This is a genomic window from Mesorhizobium sp. M0833 (assembly GCF_040319905.1).
Taxonomy (GTDB): Bacteria; Pseudomonadota; Alphaproteobacteria; order Rhizobiales; family Rhizobiaceae; genus Mesorhizobium.
On record NZ_JAMYOQ010000015.1, the window covers coordinates 146,604 to 159,315 of the forward strand.

The following is a 12,712-nucleotide window of genomic DNA, read 5'->3' on the forward strand; positions in this document are numbered from 1 at the left end:
GATGCATGAGTGGCCGCTCGCATCATTCAAAACTGACTACCGACTATTCCCTACTGCCTACTGCCTATTCATGCTTCGCGGAACCGATACCCGACTCCGTAAAGGGTTTCGATCATTTCGAAGTCATCATCGACGGCCTTGAACTTCTTGCGCAGCCGCTTGATGTGACTGTCAATGGTGCGGTCATCGACATAGACCTGCTCATCATAAGCGGAATCCATCAGCGCATCACGGCTTTTTACGACGCCCGGGCGCTGTGCCAGGGAATGCAGGATGAGGAACTCGGTGACGGTCAGCGTCACCGGCTCGCCCTTCCATGTGCAGGTGTGGCGCTCCTGGTCCATGACAAGCTGGCCGCGCTCAAGCGACCGGGCCTGCTGGTTGGGCGCCTTGGCCGCCGCCTCGCGGGTGCTGGCGCGGCGCAGCACGGCGCGGACGCGTTCGACCAGAAGACGCTGCGAGAAGGGTTTGCGGATGAAGTCGTCGGCGCCCATCTTGAGGCCGAACAGTTCATCGATCTCATCGTCCTTGGAGGTCAGGAAGATCACCGGCAGGTCGGATTTCTGACGCATCCGGCGCAGCAACTCCATGCCGTCCATGCGCGGCATCTTGATGTCGAGGATGGCGAGGTTCGGCGGGCGCGCCGCCAGTCCCTCCAGCGCCGATGCCCCATCCGTGTAGGTTTCGACCCGATAACCCTCGGATTCGAGGGCGATCGAAACCGAAGTCAGAATGTTGCGATCGTCGTCGACAAGCGCGATTGTTGCCATTTCAAGCGGCTCCCTCATGAGCTGTCCCTTCTTTCGTCGAGAAGGGGCTTTTGCAGGACAAATTAGGTACAAAATGTGGCATAGGCTTTATCCGCTGTCACGCGCGGCACGCCGGCGGCCACAATTGTACCTCGATATGGATTGGACGAATGAACATCGCCAATCCTTTGGGCAACCATCAGTGTTTTTGCACATATAAACGATTTAAACAACTTTCAAAATATTTAAATCGATTAATGATTTGATATCATTCGCCTTTTCTGGTTTTGACGTTATTAGCTCCTGCAATGGGGTTTCCGGAATTCGCCGGTAAAGACGCGGTAAATCGAAGAAGGGACACCCATGTCGGAAGCCGGCAAACGCAATCCTGCATGTGCAATCGATCGGATCGGCCTGAGAACCACTGGCGTGGTGCGCTATAATTTCGGCGCGGCCGCGCTCTACGAGGAGGCAATCCGCCGTGGCGAGGCCCGACTCACCGCGCATGGCGCGCTTGCCGCCGAGACCGGGCAACACACCGGCCGCTCGCCCAGGGACAAATTCGTGGTGCGCGACGAAAGCACCGCGCCGCATGTATGGTGGGACAACAACAAGGCGATTTCGCCGATCCAGTTCGATACGCTGCTTGCCGATTTTCGCGCCCATGCGGCTGGAAAGGACCTTTATGTGCAGGACCTGGTCGGCGGTGCCGACGAGGAACTGAAGCTGCCGACCAGGGTGATCACGGAGCTTGCCTGGCACTCCTTGTTCATCCGCAATCTGCTCATCCGGCCTGCAGCCGCCGAACTCGAGCATTTCGTGCCCGATTTGACGATAATCGACCTGCCGTCGTTCCGCGCCGATCCCGCCCGCCACGGCACCCGCGGCGAAACGGTGATCGCGGTCGATCTTTCGCGCATGATCGTGTTGATTGGCGGTACCTCCTATGCCGGCGAGATGAAGAAGTCGGTGTTCACCGTGCTCAACTATCTGCTGCCGGCAAAAGGCGTGATGCCGATGCATTGCTCGGCCAATGAAGGGCCCGCCGGCGACGCGGCCGTTTTCTTCGGCCTTTCCGGAACCGGCAAGACGACGCTGTCGGCCGACCCGTCGCGAACGCTGGTCGGCGACGACGAGCATGGCTGGGGACCGCATGGCATCTTCAATTTCGAAGGCGGCTGCTACGCCAAGACGATCAAGCTTTCGGCCGAAGCCGAGCCGGAGATCTTCGCCACCACCCAGCGCTTCGGCACGGTGCTGGAGAATGTGGCGCTCGACGCCGGCCGCGTGCCGGATTTCGACGACGGCGGGCTGACCGAAAACACGCGCTGCGCCTACCCGCTCCATTTCATCCCCAACGCCAGCAAGACGGGGCGCGCCAGCCACCCGAAGAACATCATCATGCTGACCGCCGACGCATTCGGCGTGATGCCGCCGATCGCGCGCCTGACCCCGGCGCAGGCGATGTATCATTTCCTCTCCGGCTATACCGCCAAGGTGGCCGGGACCGAGAAGGGCGTTACCGAACCCGAAGCGACATTTTCGACATGCTTCGGCGCACCGTTCATGCCGCGGCATCCGTCGGAATACGGCAATCTGCTGCGCGAGCTCATCGCCCGCCACGGCGTCGATTGCTGGCTGGTCAACACCGGCTGGACCGGCGGCGCCTACGGCACCGGCAAGCGGATGCCGATCAAGGCAACGCGGGCGCTGCTTGCGGCGGCGCTCGACGGCTCGCTGAAAGCGGCCGACTTCCGCACCGACGCCAATTTCGGTTTTGACGTACCGGTGACGGTTGCCGGCGTCGACCGCGCCATTCTCGACCCGAGATCGACCTGGGTCGACAAGCCCGCCTACGACCGGCAGGCGGCAAGGCTGGTCGGCATGTTCGTCGACAATTTCGAAAAGTTCGAAGCCCATGTCGACGCCACCGTGCTCGGCGCCGCTCCACGCATGCAGGTAGCGGCTGAATAGCCGTCGCCCCTGGTGATGCTTCAAGGCCCGGCTTCGATCGGGCCTTTTCTTTTTTCGCCTGCCGCGCCATGACTGCGGCATGAACGCCGACGACAAGATCATCATCACCGACGATGCGGTGATTAATCCGGGCGACCTGCACGAGGACTTCATCCGTTCGTCCGGCCCGGGCGGCCAGAACGTCAACAAGGTGGCGACGGCAGTGCAATTGCGCTTCGATGCCGCCAATGCGGCTGGCCTGTCGGAGCGGGTGCGCGAACGAACCATCAAGCTTGCCGGCCAGCGCGCCACCAAGGACGGCGTCATCGTCATCGAAGCCGGACGCTTCCGCACCCAGGAGCAGAACCGGGCGGACGCCCGGGCGCGGCTGACGGCACTGGTTGCCAAGGCCGCCAAACCACCGCCACCGCCGCGCAAGAAGACCAGGCCATCCAAAGGCGCGGTCGAAAGACGGCTCAAGAGCAAGGCCGGGCGCGGCTCGATCAAGAAAATGCGCGGCCGGGTTGAGGATGAGTGACAGCCGAAGCGGCTTCGGATCTCAGATCGCCGGCGTAACGTGCGCAGCTACTGTCGGAGGCGGCTTTCGGGTCGCCGTTTTCGTTTGACGGTGGCATTCTGATTTTCCAGACCAACGGATCAAGCAGCGCGATGCTCGTACTGCCCAAAGGCGTCCGCCATATGCCCGGCCACCTCTCGCGCGCCATGCAGGAAGTGCTGGTGGAAGATATCAGGAAAGTCGTGGAGGAAGCCCCGCTGTTCGTGCCGGCAATGCCGCGTACCGGCAAGGAGATGAGCGTGCGCATGACCAATTGCGGCCCGCTGGGCTGGGTCACCGACAAGGAGCACGGCTATCGCTACCAGCCGACCCACCCGGTGACCGGAATGCCCTGGCCGCCGATCCCGGAGATGCTGCTCGATCTGTGGCGGGACGTATCTGCCTATGCGCACCCGCCGGAGGCCTGCCTGGTCAATTTCTATTCGCAGGATGCCAAGATGGGTCTTCACCAGGACCGCGACGAGGCGGATTTCTCGGCACCGGTCGTCTCGGTGTCGCTCGGGGACGATTGCCTGTTCAGGGTCGGCCAGACGACGCGCGACGGCGCCACCAAATCGTTCAGGCTGAAGAGCGGCGACGTCGTAGTGCTCGGCGGCGAAGGCCGGCTCTGCTTTCACGGCGTCGACCGTATCTACCCCTCGACCTCGGCCTTGTTGAAGAACGGCGGGCGGATCAATCTGACGCTGAGGCGGGTGACGACGCCGACATAGTCGCTTCACAAGCCTGGGGCTATTTAGCCGGCAGGGGCTGTCCGGCCGTTTCGCGCTCCGGGCGGGCATAGTCGTCGCGCAGGTAGATGCGCTGGGCGTCGTCCTCGACGAGAACGCGGTAACGGGCCAGGATGGCGTCAAAGCCAAAGTGCTCCTTCAGCCGGTTCGCCCAGTCATCTTTCCCGAGGATGATGACGTCAGGGCGCAGTCGTGTAAATTCTTCGCGCTTGCTTTCGATGTATTCAACCAGGAGGGCCCGGTAGCGTGCGGCTTCGGCGGCATCGCCGGACTGTGCTGCCCGCTCGGAAAGAACGAACGAGAACGCTCCCAGCCAATCGCTGGCGGTGGTCGAAACAAACTGGCCGCCGATCATCCGGCTAAGCGGATGTCCGTCCGCGATATCCGGACTGATCAGCGCGACGGTCGGCCGATCGGTCGCGCCCCGGATGGCGGCAACCACCGCCGGGTCCGGTTTCTGGGTGCTCCAGTAGGGCAGGAAAGCGAAAACGACCCCTGCCAGGGCGGCAAGGGGTTCTGTCGACCGTCGCCCGGCCCTGGGCAGCGCCAGCAGGCACAAAATGGCTGCCACGGCGCAGAAGATGGCGGGATAGGCATGATAGGCCCAGCCCTTGCCCTGATAGAACAGCGGAAACAGGCCTGCGACCGATGCGGCAAGCGCCACCGCCGCCAGGTCCGGAAAGTGGCCGGCCGGCCACAACCGCCATATCAGGAACAGCAGAAAGCACCACGGAATGCCGTAGCAGATCACGATGGGCAGAAAGATGCGGATCCGCCCATAGACGTCTACCAGCAGCGGGTAGACGTCGCGCAGGAATTCCGGGTGAATCAGCATCACGGCACCGAGATAAGCGATGCAGAGGCCGCCGATAATCCAGTGTTCCACGGCAAAGAGCGACTTCAGGCTGCGGCGGCGCGCCGCGACGACCAGCGCCGGTGCCAGCACCATGCCCGCGTAATAGGGCTTGACCAGCAGCAGCACACTGCCCGAAAGGCCGGCCAGGGCTGCAAGACGGAAGCCCGGCTGTGCCGTTGGATCCTTGCGCGCACGCCAGGCATGAAGCGCCAGCAGCGGCATGAAAAGCGCGACGCCGATGTGCTCCCGCTCGCTGAAGGCGTTGCCGGGAAAGATCACCAGCATCGCGCAAAAGGCGGGAGCCAGCGCAAAGAGCGAGACCGCTTCGGCAAAACCCGCACGCTTGACGACGAGACCTGCAAACGACAGCCCAACGAGGGCGGCAAGATAGGTCCACGCCCGAACCAGGATTTCCGGAGCGATGCCCAGCAATCTGGCGGCCGCTACGGGAGGCAGGTAGAGCCACGCGCTGAACGGCGGATTGACCTCGATCAGATCGACGTAAAGCCGCTTTCCCGACAGCAGCCGCTCGCACAGCGCGATGGTCCAGCTGGTGTCGGGAATGACGCCCCATCGGGCTTGCCAGGGGACGGCCACCGCCAGAATAGCCATCGAGAGGACGAGCGGCCAAAGCCGTTCAGCCCGGCCGTTGACGAAGCGACCAGCCAATGTGGAGCCGACCTGGATCGCGCTCATCCTGAACCACCGTGCAAGCCGAGGCAGGCACTGGCGAATACCAAGTGGCGAAGCATCACATAGTTGACGAGCGGGACCACGAGGCATGTCAGCACAATCGGAATCTGCGCCTGCAGGCCCAGAATCCCGGACAACACGGCGGGCAGAAGAAATGACACCGCCAGACCAACCAATGTCAGCACGAAAAAGCGAGGCGCCTCGAAACGGTGCGCCCCGCTGGACGCGAAGGTAAAATACTTGTGCCCGGCGTAGGAGAAGACGGCGGCGATGGCATAAGCGAGCACCGAGGCCGAAGCCGGCCGCATCGACACCGCGTCCCCCATCGAAAATACCGCGGCAAGCAGTGCGTAGAGCAGAGTGGCGCCAAGGCCGATAATCAGGAAACGCGCCGGCCGCTTTGCAAGTCTGAAGCCCGAACCGGCGCTAAACACGGCCGCTGCACACATATTGCGCACCGAGCGGCAGATTTGAGAGCCAGCCCTCGACCCTGCGCGCGACGGAATTCGCGAAGGGAAACATCAGGAAATGCCTGCCTGCAACCTGTGTGAGGCCGGCCGCCTCCAGGAGATGGCCGGCTTTGCGGCGACTGATCAGCACGGCGTCTTCATCGAATGGGCAGCGAAGCACGGCAAGGCGTGTCAGCGGATTGTACGGGTTGTGCTCGATAACCGACACGACGCCGCCGGGCCGCACGACGCGCCGCATCTCGCAAACGAAGCTCGACCAATGTTCAGGCGGCACATGATGGACGACGCAAACGGCGAATGCGAGGTCGAATGTGCCATCCGCGTAAGGCAGCACGGGAGCCGTGTAGTCGGCATAGGTGACCCAGGGGTTTTCCTCACGCGCCCGGGCGATGGATTCCCTCGAAATGTCGCAGCCGTGAAGGTCTGGAAAAAGCGGCTTCACGTAAGGATGCAGCGCGCCGATCCCGCAGCCGACATCAAGCGCCCGAACGCTGCCGTCGCGCCTCGCGATACCGCGTGTTGCGATCAGGTCGGCGAGAGGGGCCAACTTGGCCTGCAGGAAGAAGTCATGCTTCAGCCCGGAAAACCTGATCGAGTCGTCGACCGTCCTGTTATAGGTCGTGCGATATTGATCGAAGAGTTCGGCCATCAACCAAACCTTCTGTCGCGTGACGCCGACAACGTCGCCTCGGTGTTTCGATTGTCGACTTCCGCCCGGAGCGCGTCCTCGAAGCCAGTAAGGCGATCAATGACATAGAGCGGCCGGCGCTTGATCTCGGAGTGGATCCCGCCGACATAGAGGCCGACGATACCGGTCATGAACAGGTTGATCCCGGACAAGAAGGAAACAATCACAACTGTCGACGTCCAGCCTTGGACAACACCGAAACTGAATGCCCAGGAAGCCACGGCGAAGAGCCCGAGCAGCGCGGCTACTCCCGAGATAGCGAGCCCGGCCCAGAGCGCCATACGCAATGGTTTTTCCGAAAAGCCGATGACCCCGTGGACAGCCAGGCGGAGCATCTTCCAGAAAGGATACTTTGTTTCACCTGCGGCGCGCGCCGGCCGCTCGAATGAAACCGCCGTCTGCTTGAATCCCATCCAACCGAACATGCCGCGCACGAAACGGTTGCGCTCCGGCATCTGCTTGAACGTATCGAGAGCCTTGCGGCCGATTAGTCGGAAATCGCCAACGTCGCGGGGAATGTCGACCGAAGTCATCTTCTCCATCAGCCGGTAGAAGATGCTGGCTGTCAGCCGTTTGAACCAGGTTTCGCCTTCGCGCCGCATACGCCTCGCGTAGACGATTTCATAGCCCTCCTTCCACTTTTCCACCAGTTGGAGAACGACTTCAGGGGGATCCTGGAGGTCGGCATCCATGACCACCACGGCTTCGCCGGCAGCCGCGTCCATACCGGCCGTAATTGCAATCTGGTGCCCGAAATTGCGCGACAGTTCGATCAGCCGGAAGCGTGGCTCCTCGGCAACCATCCCACGCAGGTAGATCACACTCGTGTCGGTACTGCCGTCGTCGACGAAAATAGCCTCTGCCGGTGCGTCCAGCGCGTCGAGCAGGGCGACTATTCGCCGGATAAGGAGTGGAAGAACCGCCTCCTCGTTGAAGATCGGAATGACCAGGGAATAGCGGGGCTGCCTCGCACGAACTCCGGTACTGCTCGCGTTGATCACCGACTGCTCCCGACAGATCCGCTGGAATTGCCCATTGAACACTAGCCAGGATAGCCTAAGGCGCCGTTAACCGCGCCGTTACAGTTTCCTGAGCGCCACTTCCTCGACCAGATGGTTGGCGCCCTTGCGCAGGATGAGATCGGCTCGGGCGCGGGTCGGCAATATATTCTCGCGCAGATTCTTCAGGTTGATGTTGGTCCACAGGCCCTCGGCGATGGCGCGGGCCGCATCCTCGGAAAGTTGCGAATAGCGGTGAAAGAAGGAGGCCGGGTCGCGGAAGGCGGTTTCGCGCAACCGCATGAAGCGGGCGATATACCAGTGATGGATCAGCGCCTCCTCGGCATCGATGTAGATGGCAAAGTCGAAGAAATCCGACAGGAAAGGCACGATCTTGCCGTCCTTCGGCAGCTTGCCCGGCTGCAGGACGTTAATGCCTTCGAAGATCAGGATGTCGGGCCGGTCGATGGTCTGGAACGCGCCCGGAATGACGTCATAGGTCAGGTGCGAATAGACCGGCGCGCGGACGTTGCGCTGCGCCGATTTGATGCCGGACAGGAAACGCAGCAGCGCGCCGACGTCGTAGCTGTCGGGAAAGCCCTTGCGTTCCATCAGATTGTTGCGGCGCAGGACTTCGTTCGGCAGCAGGAAGCCGTCGGTGGTGACCAGGTCGACCTTGGGACTCGACGGCCAGCGCGCCAGCAGCTCCTTTAGCACGCGCGCCGTGGTCGATTTGCCGACCGCGACGGAACCGGCAATGCCGATGATGAACGGTGTCTTGGCCGCGTCCAGCGCGTTGAAGAAGGCCTGGCGCTGCCTGAACAGGAGTTGACTGGCTTCGACATGAGCTGACAACAGCCGCGACATCGAAAGATAGATGCGCTCGACCTCGTGGAGATCGACCGGATCGTTCAGCGACCGCAGACGACGGATCTCGTCCTCGGTGAGCGTCATCGGCGTATCGGCGCGGAACCGCGACCATTGCTCGGCCGAGAAGAAACGATAGGGTGAATACTTCTCGGTAGGAGCGAGCTGGTCCATCGAGTTCCTCCGCAGCGATCAGCCCCGGTCCAGCCGAGACGCCTTTTCGGCGATGCCCGAACGACCGGTGCGGCGTTCAAGCTCGTTGAGCACATCGCTCAGCGGAATGTCCGCTATGCCGAGAACGACAAGCCAATGATAGATGAGATCGGCGCTTTCCGAAACAAGCGCGTCCCGGTCGGCGCTGACGGCTGCGATTACCGTTTCGACCGCCTCTTCGCCGAGTTTCTGCGCTGCCTTGCTCATGCCGCGCTGAAAGAGCTTGGCCGTCCACGAATCCGGATCGCCGGAACGCGCGCGTTCGCCAATAATCTTCTCCAGATCGGAGAGCGAGAACTCGGTCATGACGGCGTTTACAGCCTCTTCTTAGCCGGAAAGGCTCTAGGACCGATTACCCGGCGAGTCCAGCCGCATCGGCAGTCCGGCCTGAGCCATGTGCAGCTTGGCTTCGGCGATGCTGTAGGTGCCGAAATGGAAGATCGACGCCGCCAGAACCGCGCCGGCATGGCCGTCGCGAATGCCTTCGACAAGGTGGTCGAGCGTGCCGACGCCGCCGGAAGCGATGACCGGCACGCGTACGGCATCGGCGACCGCGCGGGTAAGGGCGATGTCGTAGCCGGCCTTGGTGCCGTCGCGGTCCATCGATGTCAGCAGGATCTCGCCGGCGCCGAGATCGACCACTCGCCGAGCGAACTCGACGGCGTCGATGCCGGTCTTCTCGCGGCCGCCGTGGGTGAATATCTCCCAGCGATCAGCCTCGCTCGCAGCGGACACTTTCTTGGCATCGATGGCGACGACGATGCACTGGTTGCCGAATTTGTCGGCAGCCTCGGCAACAAAATTTGGGGTCTTCACCGCCGCCGTGTTGATCGACACCTTGTCGGCGCCGGCCAATAGCAGCTTCCTGATGTCGGCGACCTGACGGACGCCACCGCCAACGGTCAGCGGCATGAAACATTGTTCGGCGGTGCGGGCGACGACATCGAAAATGGTCTCGCGGTTTTCCGAAGAGGCGGTGATGTCGAGAAAGCAGAGCTCGTCGGCGCCGGCCGCGTCATAGGCTTTTGCCGCTTCGACGGGATCGCCGGCATCGACCAGGTCGACGAAATTGACGCCCTTGACGACACGACCGTTCTTGACATCCAGACAGGGGATGACGCGGGCTTTCAGCATCAGATCCTCTCGATCGCCGCAAGAAATTCGACGAGCAGCTGGCCGACGACGGGCGGAACCTCGGACTGGGATTCAAAGGCCGGGTCGTAGGCCGAGAGCGTAACGCCCACGATCGGGATGGACCTGGCCAGTCCGCAGGCAAGCTGCCGTAACTGTTCCGGGCTCGGACCGCCCGGATGCGTGTAGCGGTTCACCTGCAGCACGTTCGGATCGACGACGTCCAGGTCGAGATGCAGATGCGCCCGCACAGTCCCTGTCGCCGTGAGCTTTCCGATCATATCGAGTGCGCCCGCACATTCGGTGCGCACGATTGGCAAGGTTTCCAGCAGGCGCTTTTCGTCGGGATCGAGGTCGCGGGCATCGACCAGCAGGCAGCGCGCCGGATTTATCGGGCGGAACCCCGGAATTGCTGCCGCCATCGGACGCCAGCAGAGCCCGAGAGTCGCCGCCAGCGCCATGCCGTCGAGAAAGCCGTAGGGCGACGTCTCCGGCGTGTTGAGATCGCCATGCTGGTCGATCCAGATGATCGAATCCGCGGCTTCACCGGCAACCGCACCGGCGGCGGTCAGACAATTTCCAGCAAGGATAATCGGGAAGCGTCCTCCATCGCGGGCGAGGCTAACCTTGGTCGCTACAGTGTTGCAGACGGCAAAGCCGGTTGCGATTTCGCGCCCCTGCTCGTCTCCGACCTTGCCGATATCTTCGACGGTGACGTCATGGCCGGCCACGGTCAGGGCTTCGACGAGCCCACCGCCGATGATAGCGTCCGGCCCCTGGCCGCACCCTTCATGATGGTGCCCGCTGTCATAAGGGGCGACGATAATCGAGACTTTCATGATGACGCCCCTGCCGTCGGCTTGCCGCGCAGGATCGCCAGCGCCTCGGCCGGATCGATGCGGCCGTCATAAAGCGCGCGGCCGGAGATCGCGCCTTCGAGCTTGCGGGCATCGGGCATGGTCATGCGCACGATGTCGGCGATCGAGGCGAGCCCGCCCGAAGCGATGACCGGGATCGACACCGCGTCGGCGAGATCGATGGTGGCGTCCCAGTTGATGCCGGTCAGCACACCGTCGCGGTCGATATCGGTGTAGATGATGGCGGCGACGCCGGCACCCTCGAATTTCCTCGCCAGTTCGATCACGCCGAGACTCGAGGCCTCGGCCCAGCCTTCGACCGCGACCTTGCCGCCCTTGGCATCGATGCCGACGGCGATCTTGCCCGGGAATGCCTTGCAAGCCTGCCTGACCAGATCCGGATCGCGCACCGCTACGGTGCCAAGAATGACGCGGGCAAGCCCACGGTCGAGCCAGTCCTCGATCTGCGCCAGGGTGCGGATGCCGCCGCCGAGCTGCACCGGATTGCTCGTCGCCTTTAGGATGCCGCCGACCGCCGCGCTGTTGACGCTCTGGCCCTTGAAGGCGCCGTTGAGGTCGACGACGTGCAGCCATTCGAAGCCCTGCTCTTCGAAGGCGCGCGCCTGGGCCGCCGGATCGTCATTGTAGATCGTCGCGGTCGCCATGTCGCCGTGCCGGAGGCGCACGCATTTGCCGTCCTTGAGGTCTATGGCCGGAAACAGGATCACCTTCAGGCGCCTTCGACGATGACAAAGTGCCCGGTCGAGCCGGCGAGCCTGTACTTCAAGGCCTCCTGGTATTCAGGCGAGCCGTAGCATTCCAGCGCCATTTCATAGGATTCGAATTCCACCAGCACGTGGCGATTGCCGGTCGGTCCTTCCGGGCTGGTATACCGCCCGGCGCGCACCGGGAACTTCGCGCCGTATTTCGCGAAAGCCGCGGCATTGGCCTCGATGTACTGCTTGTAGATCTCGGGATCGTGGACATCGACCAATGCCATCCAATAGCCCTTCTTGCTCATGGTTCAGGGCCTCCAGCCTAGGAAATTGGTGATCAGCGCCAGGCCCAGCGCCTGGCTCTTCTCGGGGTGGAATTGCGTTCCGGCCAGGTTGTCGCGGACGACAGCGGCCGTTATCGGGCCGCCATAGTCGGCAACCGCCAGCACCTCATCCTCTTCCCGTGCATCCAGATGGTAGGAGTGGACGAAATAGGCGTGCAGTCCCTTGCCGCCCGTCGCAATGCCGGAAAACAGCGGATGCTTGCGCTTCAGGTCAATCGTGTTCCAGCCGATCTGCGGGATCTTCAGCGTCGGATCGGCCGGCGTGATCTCCTTGACGTCGCCGGCGATCCAGCCAAAGCCCTTTGTGACGGTCTTTTCCAGGCCTCGCTCCGACATCAGCTGCATGCCGACGCAGATGCCGAGGAACGGCCGAGCCTTGGCGATCGCCACCTCCTCGACCGCCTCCCACATGCCGGCGACCGCACGCAGTCCAGCGGCGCAATCGGCATAGGCGCCGACGCCGGGCAGGACGATGCGGTCGGCGGTCCTGACCCGCTCGGCATCGGCGGTGAGTTCAATCGCGGCGGCAATGCCGGCTTCATGCGCGGCACGCTCGAAGGCCTTGGTGGCCGAGCGCAGATTGCCCGACCCGTAGTCGATGATCGCGACCCTCATCTCAGGGCTTTCCCGGAATATGGTTCAGCCCCAGTGCCAGGCCCATCTGCGCCGGCCGGGCATGTGCTGCGTCTGGGACGATACGCTGCGCAGGAGTTTGTGCATCCGAATCCGCAGCGGCTTCCAACACATAGCGGATGTCGGCGTTGGGGGGGGGGGGGGGGGGGGGGGCCGCGGCCCCAGGCAAAGACGCCCGGCCGGCGGGGGGGGGGGGGGGCGGGCACGTGGGCGGGCGGGGCCGCAAACCAGCAAGAGAA

General features: G+C 62.9%; 15 protein-coding genes and 1 pseudogene. 3 read left to right on the forward strand and 13 right to left on the reverse strand.

All coding sequences use genetic code 11. The annotated features are described in order from the left end of the window. Window positions 1-68 precede the first annotated feature (68 nt). Window positions 69-770: a response regulator transcription factor gene (locus tag NKH98_RS18710; RefSeq protein ID WP_023677547.1), complete on the reverse strand. Its 702-nt coding sequence runs from the start codon at window positions 768-770 to the stop codon at window positions 69-71. 342 nt (window positions 771-1,112) lie between these two features. Between NKH98_RS18710 and NKH98_RS18715 the strand changes: the two genes are divergently transcribed. The 3 genes from NKH98_RS18715 (at window position 1,113) to NKH98_RS18725 (ending at window position 3,989) form a co-directional block, all read left to right on the forward strand. Then, the gene (locus tag NKH98_RS18715) at window positions 1,113-2,723 is read left to right on the forward strand and encodes a phosphoenolpyruvate carboxykinase (RefSeq protein ID WP_352800771.1); all 1,611 of its coding nucleotides are present in this window, start codon (window positions 1,113-1,115) and stop codon (window positions 2,721-2,723) included. A 79-nt stretch (window positions 2,724-2,802) separates the two neighbouring features. Further along, window positions 2,803-3,240, forward strand: coding sequence for an alternative ribosome rescue aminoacyl-tRNA hydrolase ArfB (arfB, locus tag NKH98_RS18720; RefSeq protein WP_352900489.1), 438 nt, complete (start codon window positions 2,803-2,805; stop codon window positions 3,238-3,240). Window positions 3,241-3,371: 131 nt separating this feature from the next. Next, window positions 3,372-3,989 (forward strand): alpha-ketoglutarate-dependent dioxygenase AlkB family protein, encoded by a 618-nt coding sequence (locus NKH98_RS18725; RefSeq protein WP_352900492.1) that lies wholly within the window; start codon window positions 3,372-3,374, stop codon window positions 3,987-3,989. 19 nt (window positions 3,990-4,008) lie between these two features. On the opposite strand, the gene NKH98_RS18730 is transcribed toward NKH98_RS18725, so the two are convergent. The 12 genes and pseudogenes from NKH98_RS18730 to NKH98_RS32995 all read right to left on the reverse strand — a co-directional run. Then, the gene (locus NKH98_RS18730; protein WP_352900495.1) at window positions 4,009-5,559 is read right to left on the reverse strand and encodes a hypothetical protein; all 1,551 of its coding nucleotides are present in this window, start codon (window positions 5,557-5,559) and stop codon (window positions 4,009-4,011) included. Then, on the reverse strand, window positions 5,556-6,005 hold the full coding sequence (locus NKH98_RS18735; protein ID WP_352900498.1) for a GtrA family protein: 450 nt from the start codon (window positions 6,003-6,005) through the stop codon (window positions 5,556-5,558). Before NKH98_RS18735 ends, NKH98_RS18730 begins: the two co-directional genes overlap by 4 nt. Continuing rightward, window positions 5,983-6,675 carry a class I SAM-dependent methyltransferase gene (locus NKH98_RS18740; RefSeq protein WP_352900501.1) on the reverse strand — a complete coding sequence of 231 codons (693 nt, stop codon included), beginning with the start codon at window positions 6,673-6,675 and terminating at the stop codon, window positions 5,983-5,985. The genes NKH98_RS18735 and NKH98_RS18740 overlap by 23 nt, the downstream gene beginning before the upstream one ends. Next, entirely contained in the window at window positions 6,675-7,715 is a 1,041-nt protein-coding gene (locus tag NKH98_RS18745) for a glycosyltransferase family 2 protein (RefSeq protein ID WP_502894276.1), read from the reverse strand. Before NKH98_RS18745 ends, NKH98_RS18740 begins: the two co-directional genes overlap by 1 nt. A gap of 78 nt (window positions 7,716-7,793) precedes the next feature. Further along, window positions 7,794-8,753: a type I pantothenate kinase gene (gene coaA / locus NKH98_RS18750; RefSeq protein WP_352480184.1), complete on the reverse strand. Its 960-nt coding sequence runs from the start codon at window positions 8,751-8,753 to the stop codon at window positions 7,794-7,796. Between the two features lie 18 nt (window positions 8,754-8,771). After that, window positions 8,772-9,098 (reverse strand): phosphoribosyl-ATP diphosphatase, encoded by a 327-nt coding sequence (locus tag NKH98_RS18755; protein WP_254815934.1) that lies wholly within the window; start codon window positions 9,096-9,098, stop codon window positions 8,772-8,774. Window positions 9,099-9,134: 36 nt separating this feature from the next. Further along, a complete protein-coding gene (hisF, locus tag NKH98_RS18760; RefSeq protein WP_352480243.1) occupies window positions 9,135-9,929 on the reverse strand; it encodes an imidazole glycerol phosphate synthase subunit HisF in 795 nt (264 codons plus the stop codon). Next, on the reverse strand, window positions 9,926-10,762 hold the full coding sequence (locus tag NKH98_RS18765) for an arginase family protein (RefSeq protein WP_352900504.1): 837 nt from the start codon (window positions 10,760-10,762) through the stop codon (window positions 9,926-9,928). Before NKH98_RS18765 ends, hisF begins: the two co-directional genes overlap by 4 nt. Beyond that, the gene (hisA, locus tag NKH98_RS18770) at window positions 10,759-11,508 is read right to left on the reverse strand and encodes a 1-(5-phosphoribosyl)-5-[(5-phosphoribosylamino)methylideneamino]imidazole-4-carboxamide isomerase (RefSeq protein WP_352480182.1); all 750 of its coding nucleotides are present in this window, start codon (window positions 11,506-11,508) and stop codon (window positions 10,759-10,761) included. The genes NKH98_RS18765 and hisA overlap by 4 nt, the downstream gene beginning before the upstream one ends. A gap of 2 nt (window positions 11,509-11,510) precedes the next feature. Beyond that, window positions 11,511-11,801 carry a DUF1330 domain-containing protein gene (locus tag NKH98_RS18775; protein ID WP_352480181.1) on the reverse strand — a complete coding sequence of 97 codons (291 nt, stop codon included), beginning with the start codon at window positions 11,799-11,801 and terminating at the stop codon, window positions 11,511-11,513. Window positions 11,802-11,804: 3 nt separating this feature from the next. Beyond that, window positions 11,805-12,455, reverse strand: a complete 651-nt coding sequence (hisH, locus tag NKH98_RS18780; protein WP_352480180.1) for an imidazole glycerol phosphate synthase subunit HisH — start codon at window positions 12,453-12,455, stop codon at window positions 11,805-11,807. A 1-nt stretch (window position 12,456) separates the two neighbouring features. Continuing rightward, a pseudogene (locus tag NKH98_RS32995) lies at window positions 12,457-12,603 on the reverse strand (DUF2628 domain-containing protein); the annotation flags it as partial. Window positions 12,604-12,712: the final 109 nt, after the last annotated feature.

Bases quoted from the DNA above. Each gene is read 5' to 3' on its own strand.
- NKH98_RS18735 (WP_352900498.1), bottom strand. From the start codon at position 6,005: ATGTGTGCAGCGGCCGTGTTTAGCGCCGGTTCGGGCTTCAGACTTGCA.
- NKH98_RS18715 (WP_352800771.1), top strand. From the start codon at position 1,113: ATGTCGGAAGCCGGCAAACGCAATCCTGCATGTGCAATCGATCGGATC.
- NKH98_RS18725 (WP_352900492.1), top strand. From the start codon at position 3,372: ATGCTCGTACTGCCCAAAGGCGTCCGCCATATGCCCGGCCACCTCTCG.
- NKH98_RS18740 (WP_352900501.1), bottom strand. From the start codon at position 6,675: ATGGCCGAACTCTTCGATCAATATCGCACGACCTATAACAGGACGGTC.
- NKH98_RS18710 (WP_023677547.1), bottom strand. From the start codon at position 770: ATGGCAACAATCGCGCTTGTCGACGACGATCGCAACATTCTGACTTCG.
- NKH98_RS18755 (WP_254815934.1), bottom strand. From the start codon at position 9,098: ATGACCGAGTTCTCGCTCTCCGATCTGGAGAAGATTATTGGCGAACGC.
- hisH (WP_352480180.1), bottom strand. From the start codon at position 12,455: ATGAGGGTCGCGATCATCGACTACGGGTCGGGCAATCTGCGCTCGGCC.
- NKH98_RS18775 (WP_352480181.1), bottom strand. From the start codon at position 11,801: ATGAGCAAGAAGGGCTATTGGATGGCATTGGTCGATGTCCACGATCCC.
- NKH98_RS18765 (WP_352900504.1), bottom strand. From the start codon at position 10,762: ATGAAAGTCTCGATTATCGTCGCCCCTTATGACAGCGGGCACCATCAT.
- arfB (WP_352900489.1), top strand. From the start codon at position 2,803: ATGAACGCCGACGACAAGATCATCATCACCGACGATGCGGTGATTAAT.
- coaA (WP_352480184.1), bottom strand. From the start codon at position 8,753: ATGGACCAGCTCGCTCCTACCGAGAAGTATTCACCCTATCGTTTCTTC.
- NKH98_RS18730 (WP_352900495.1), bottom strand. From the start codon at position 5,559: ATGAGCGCGATCCAGGTCGGCTCCACATTGGCTGGTCGCTTCGTCAAC.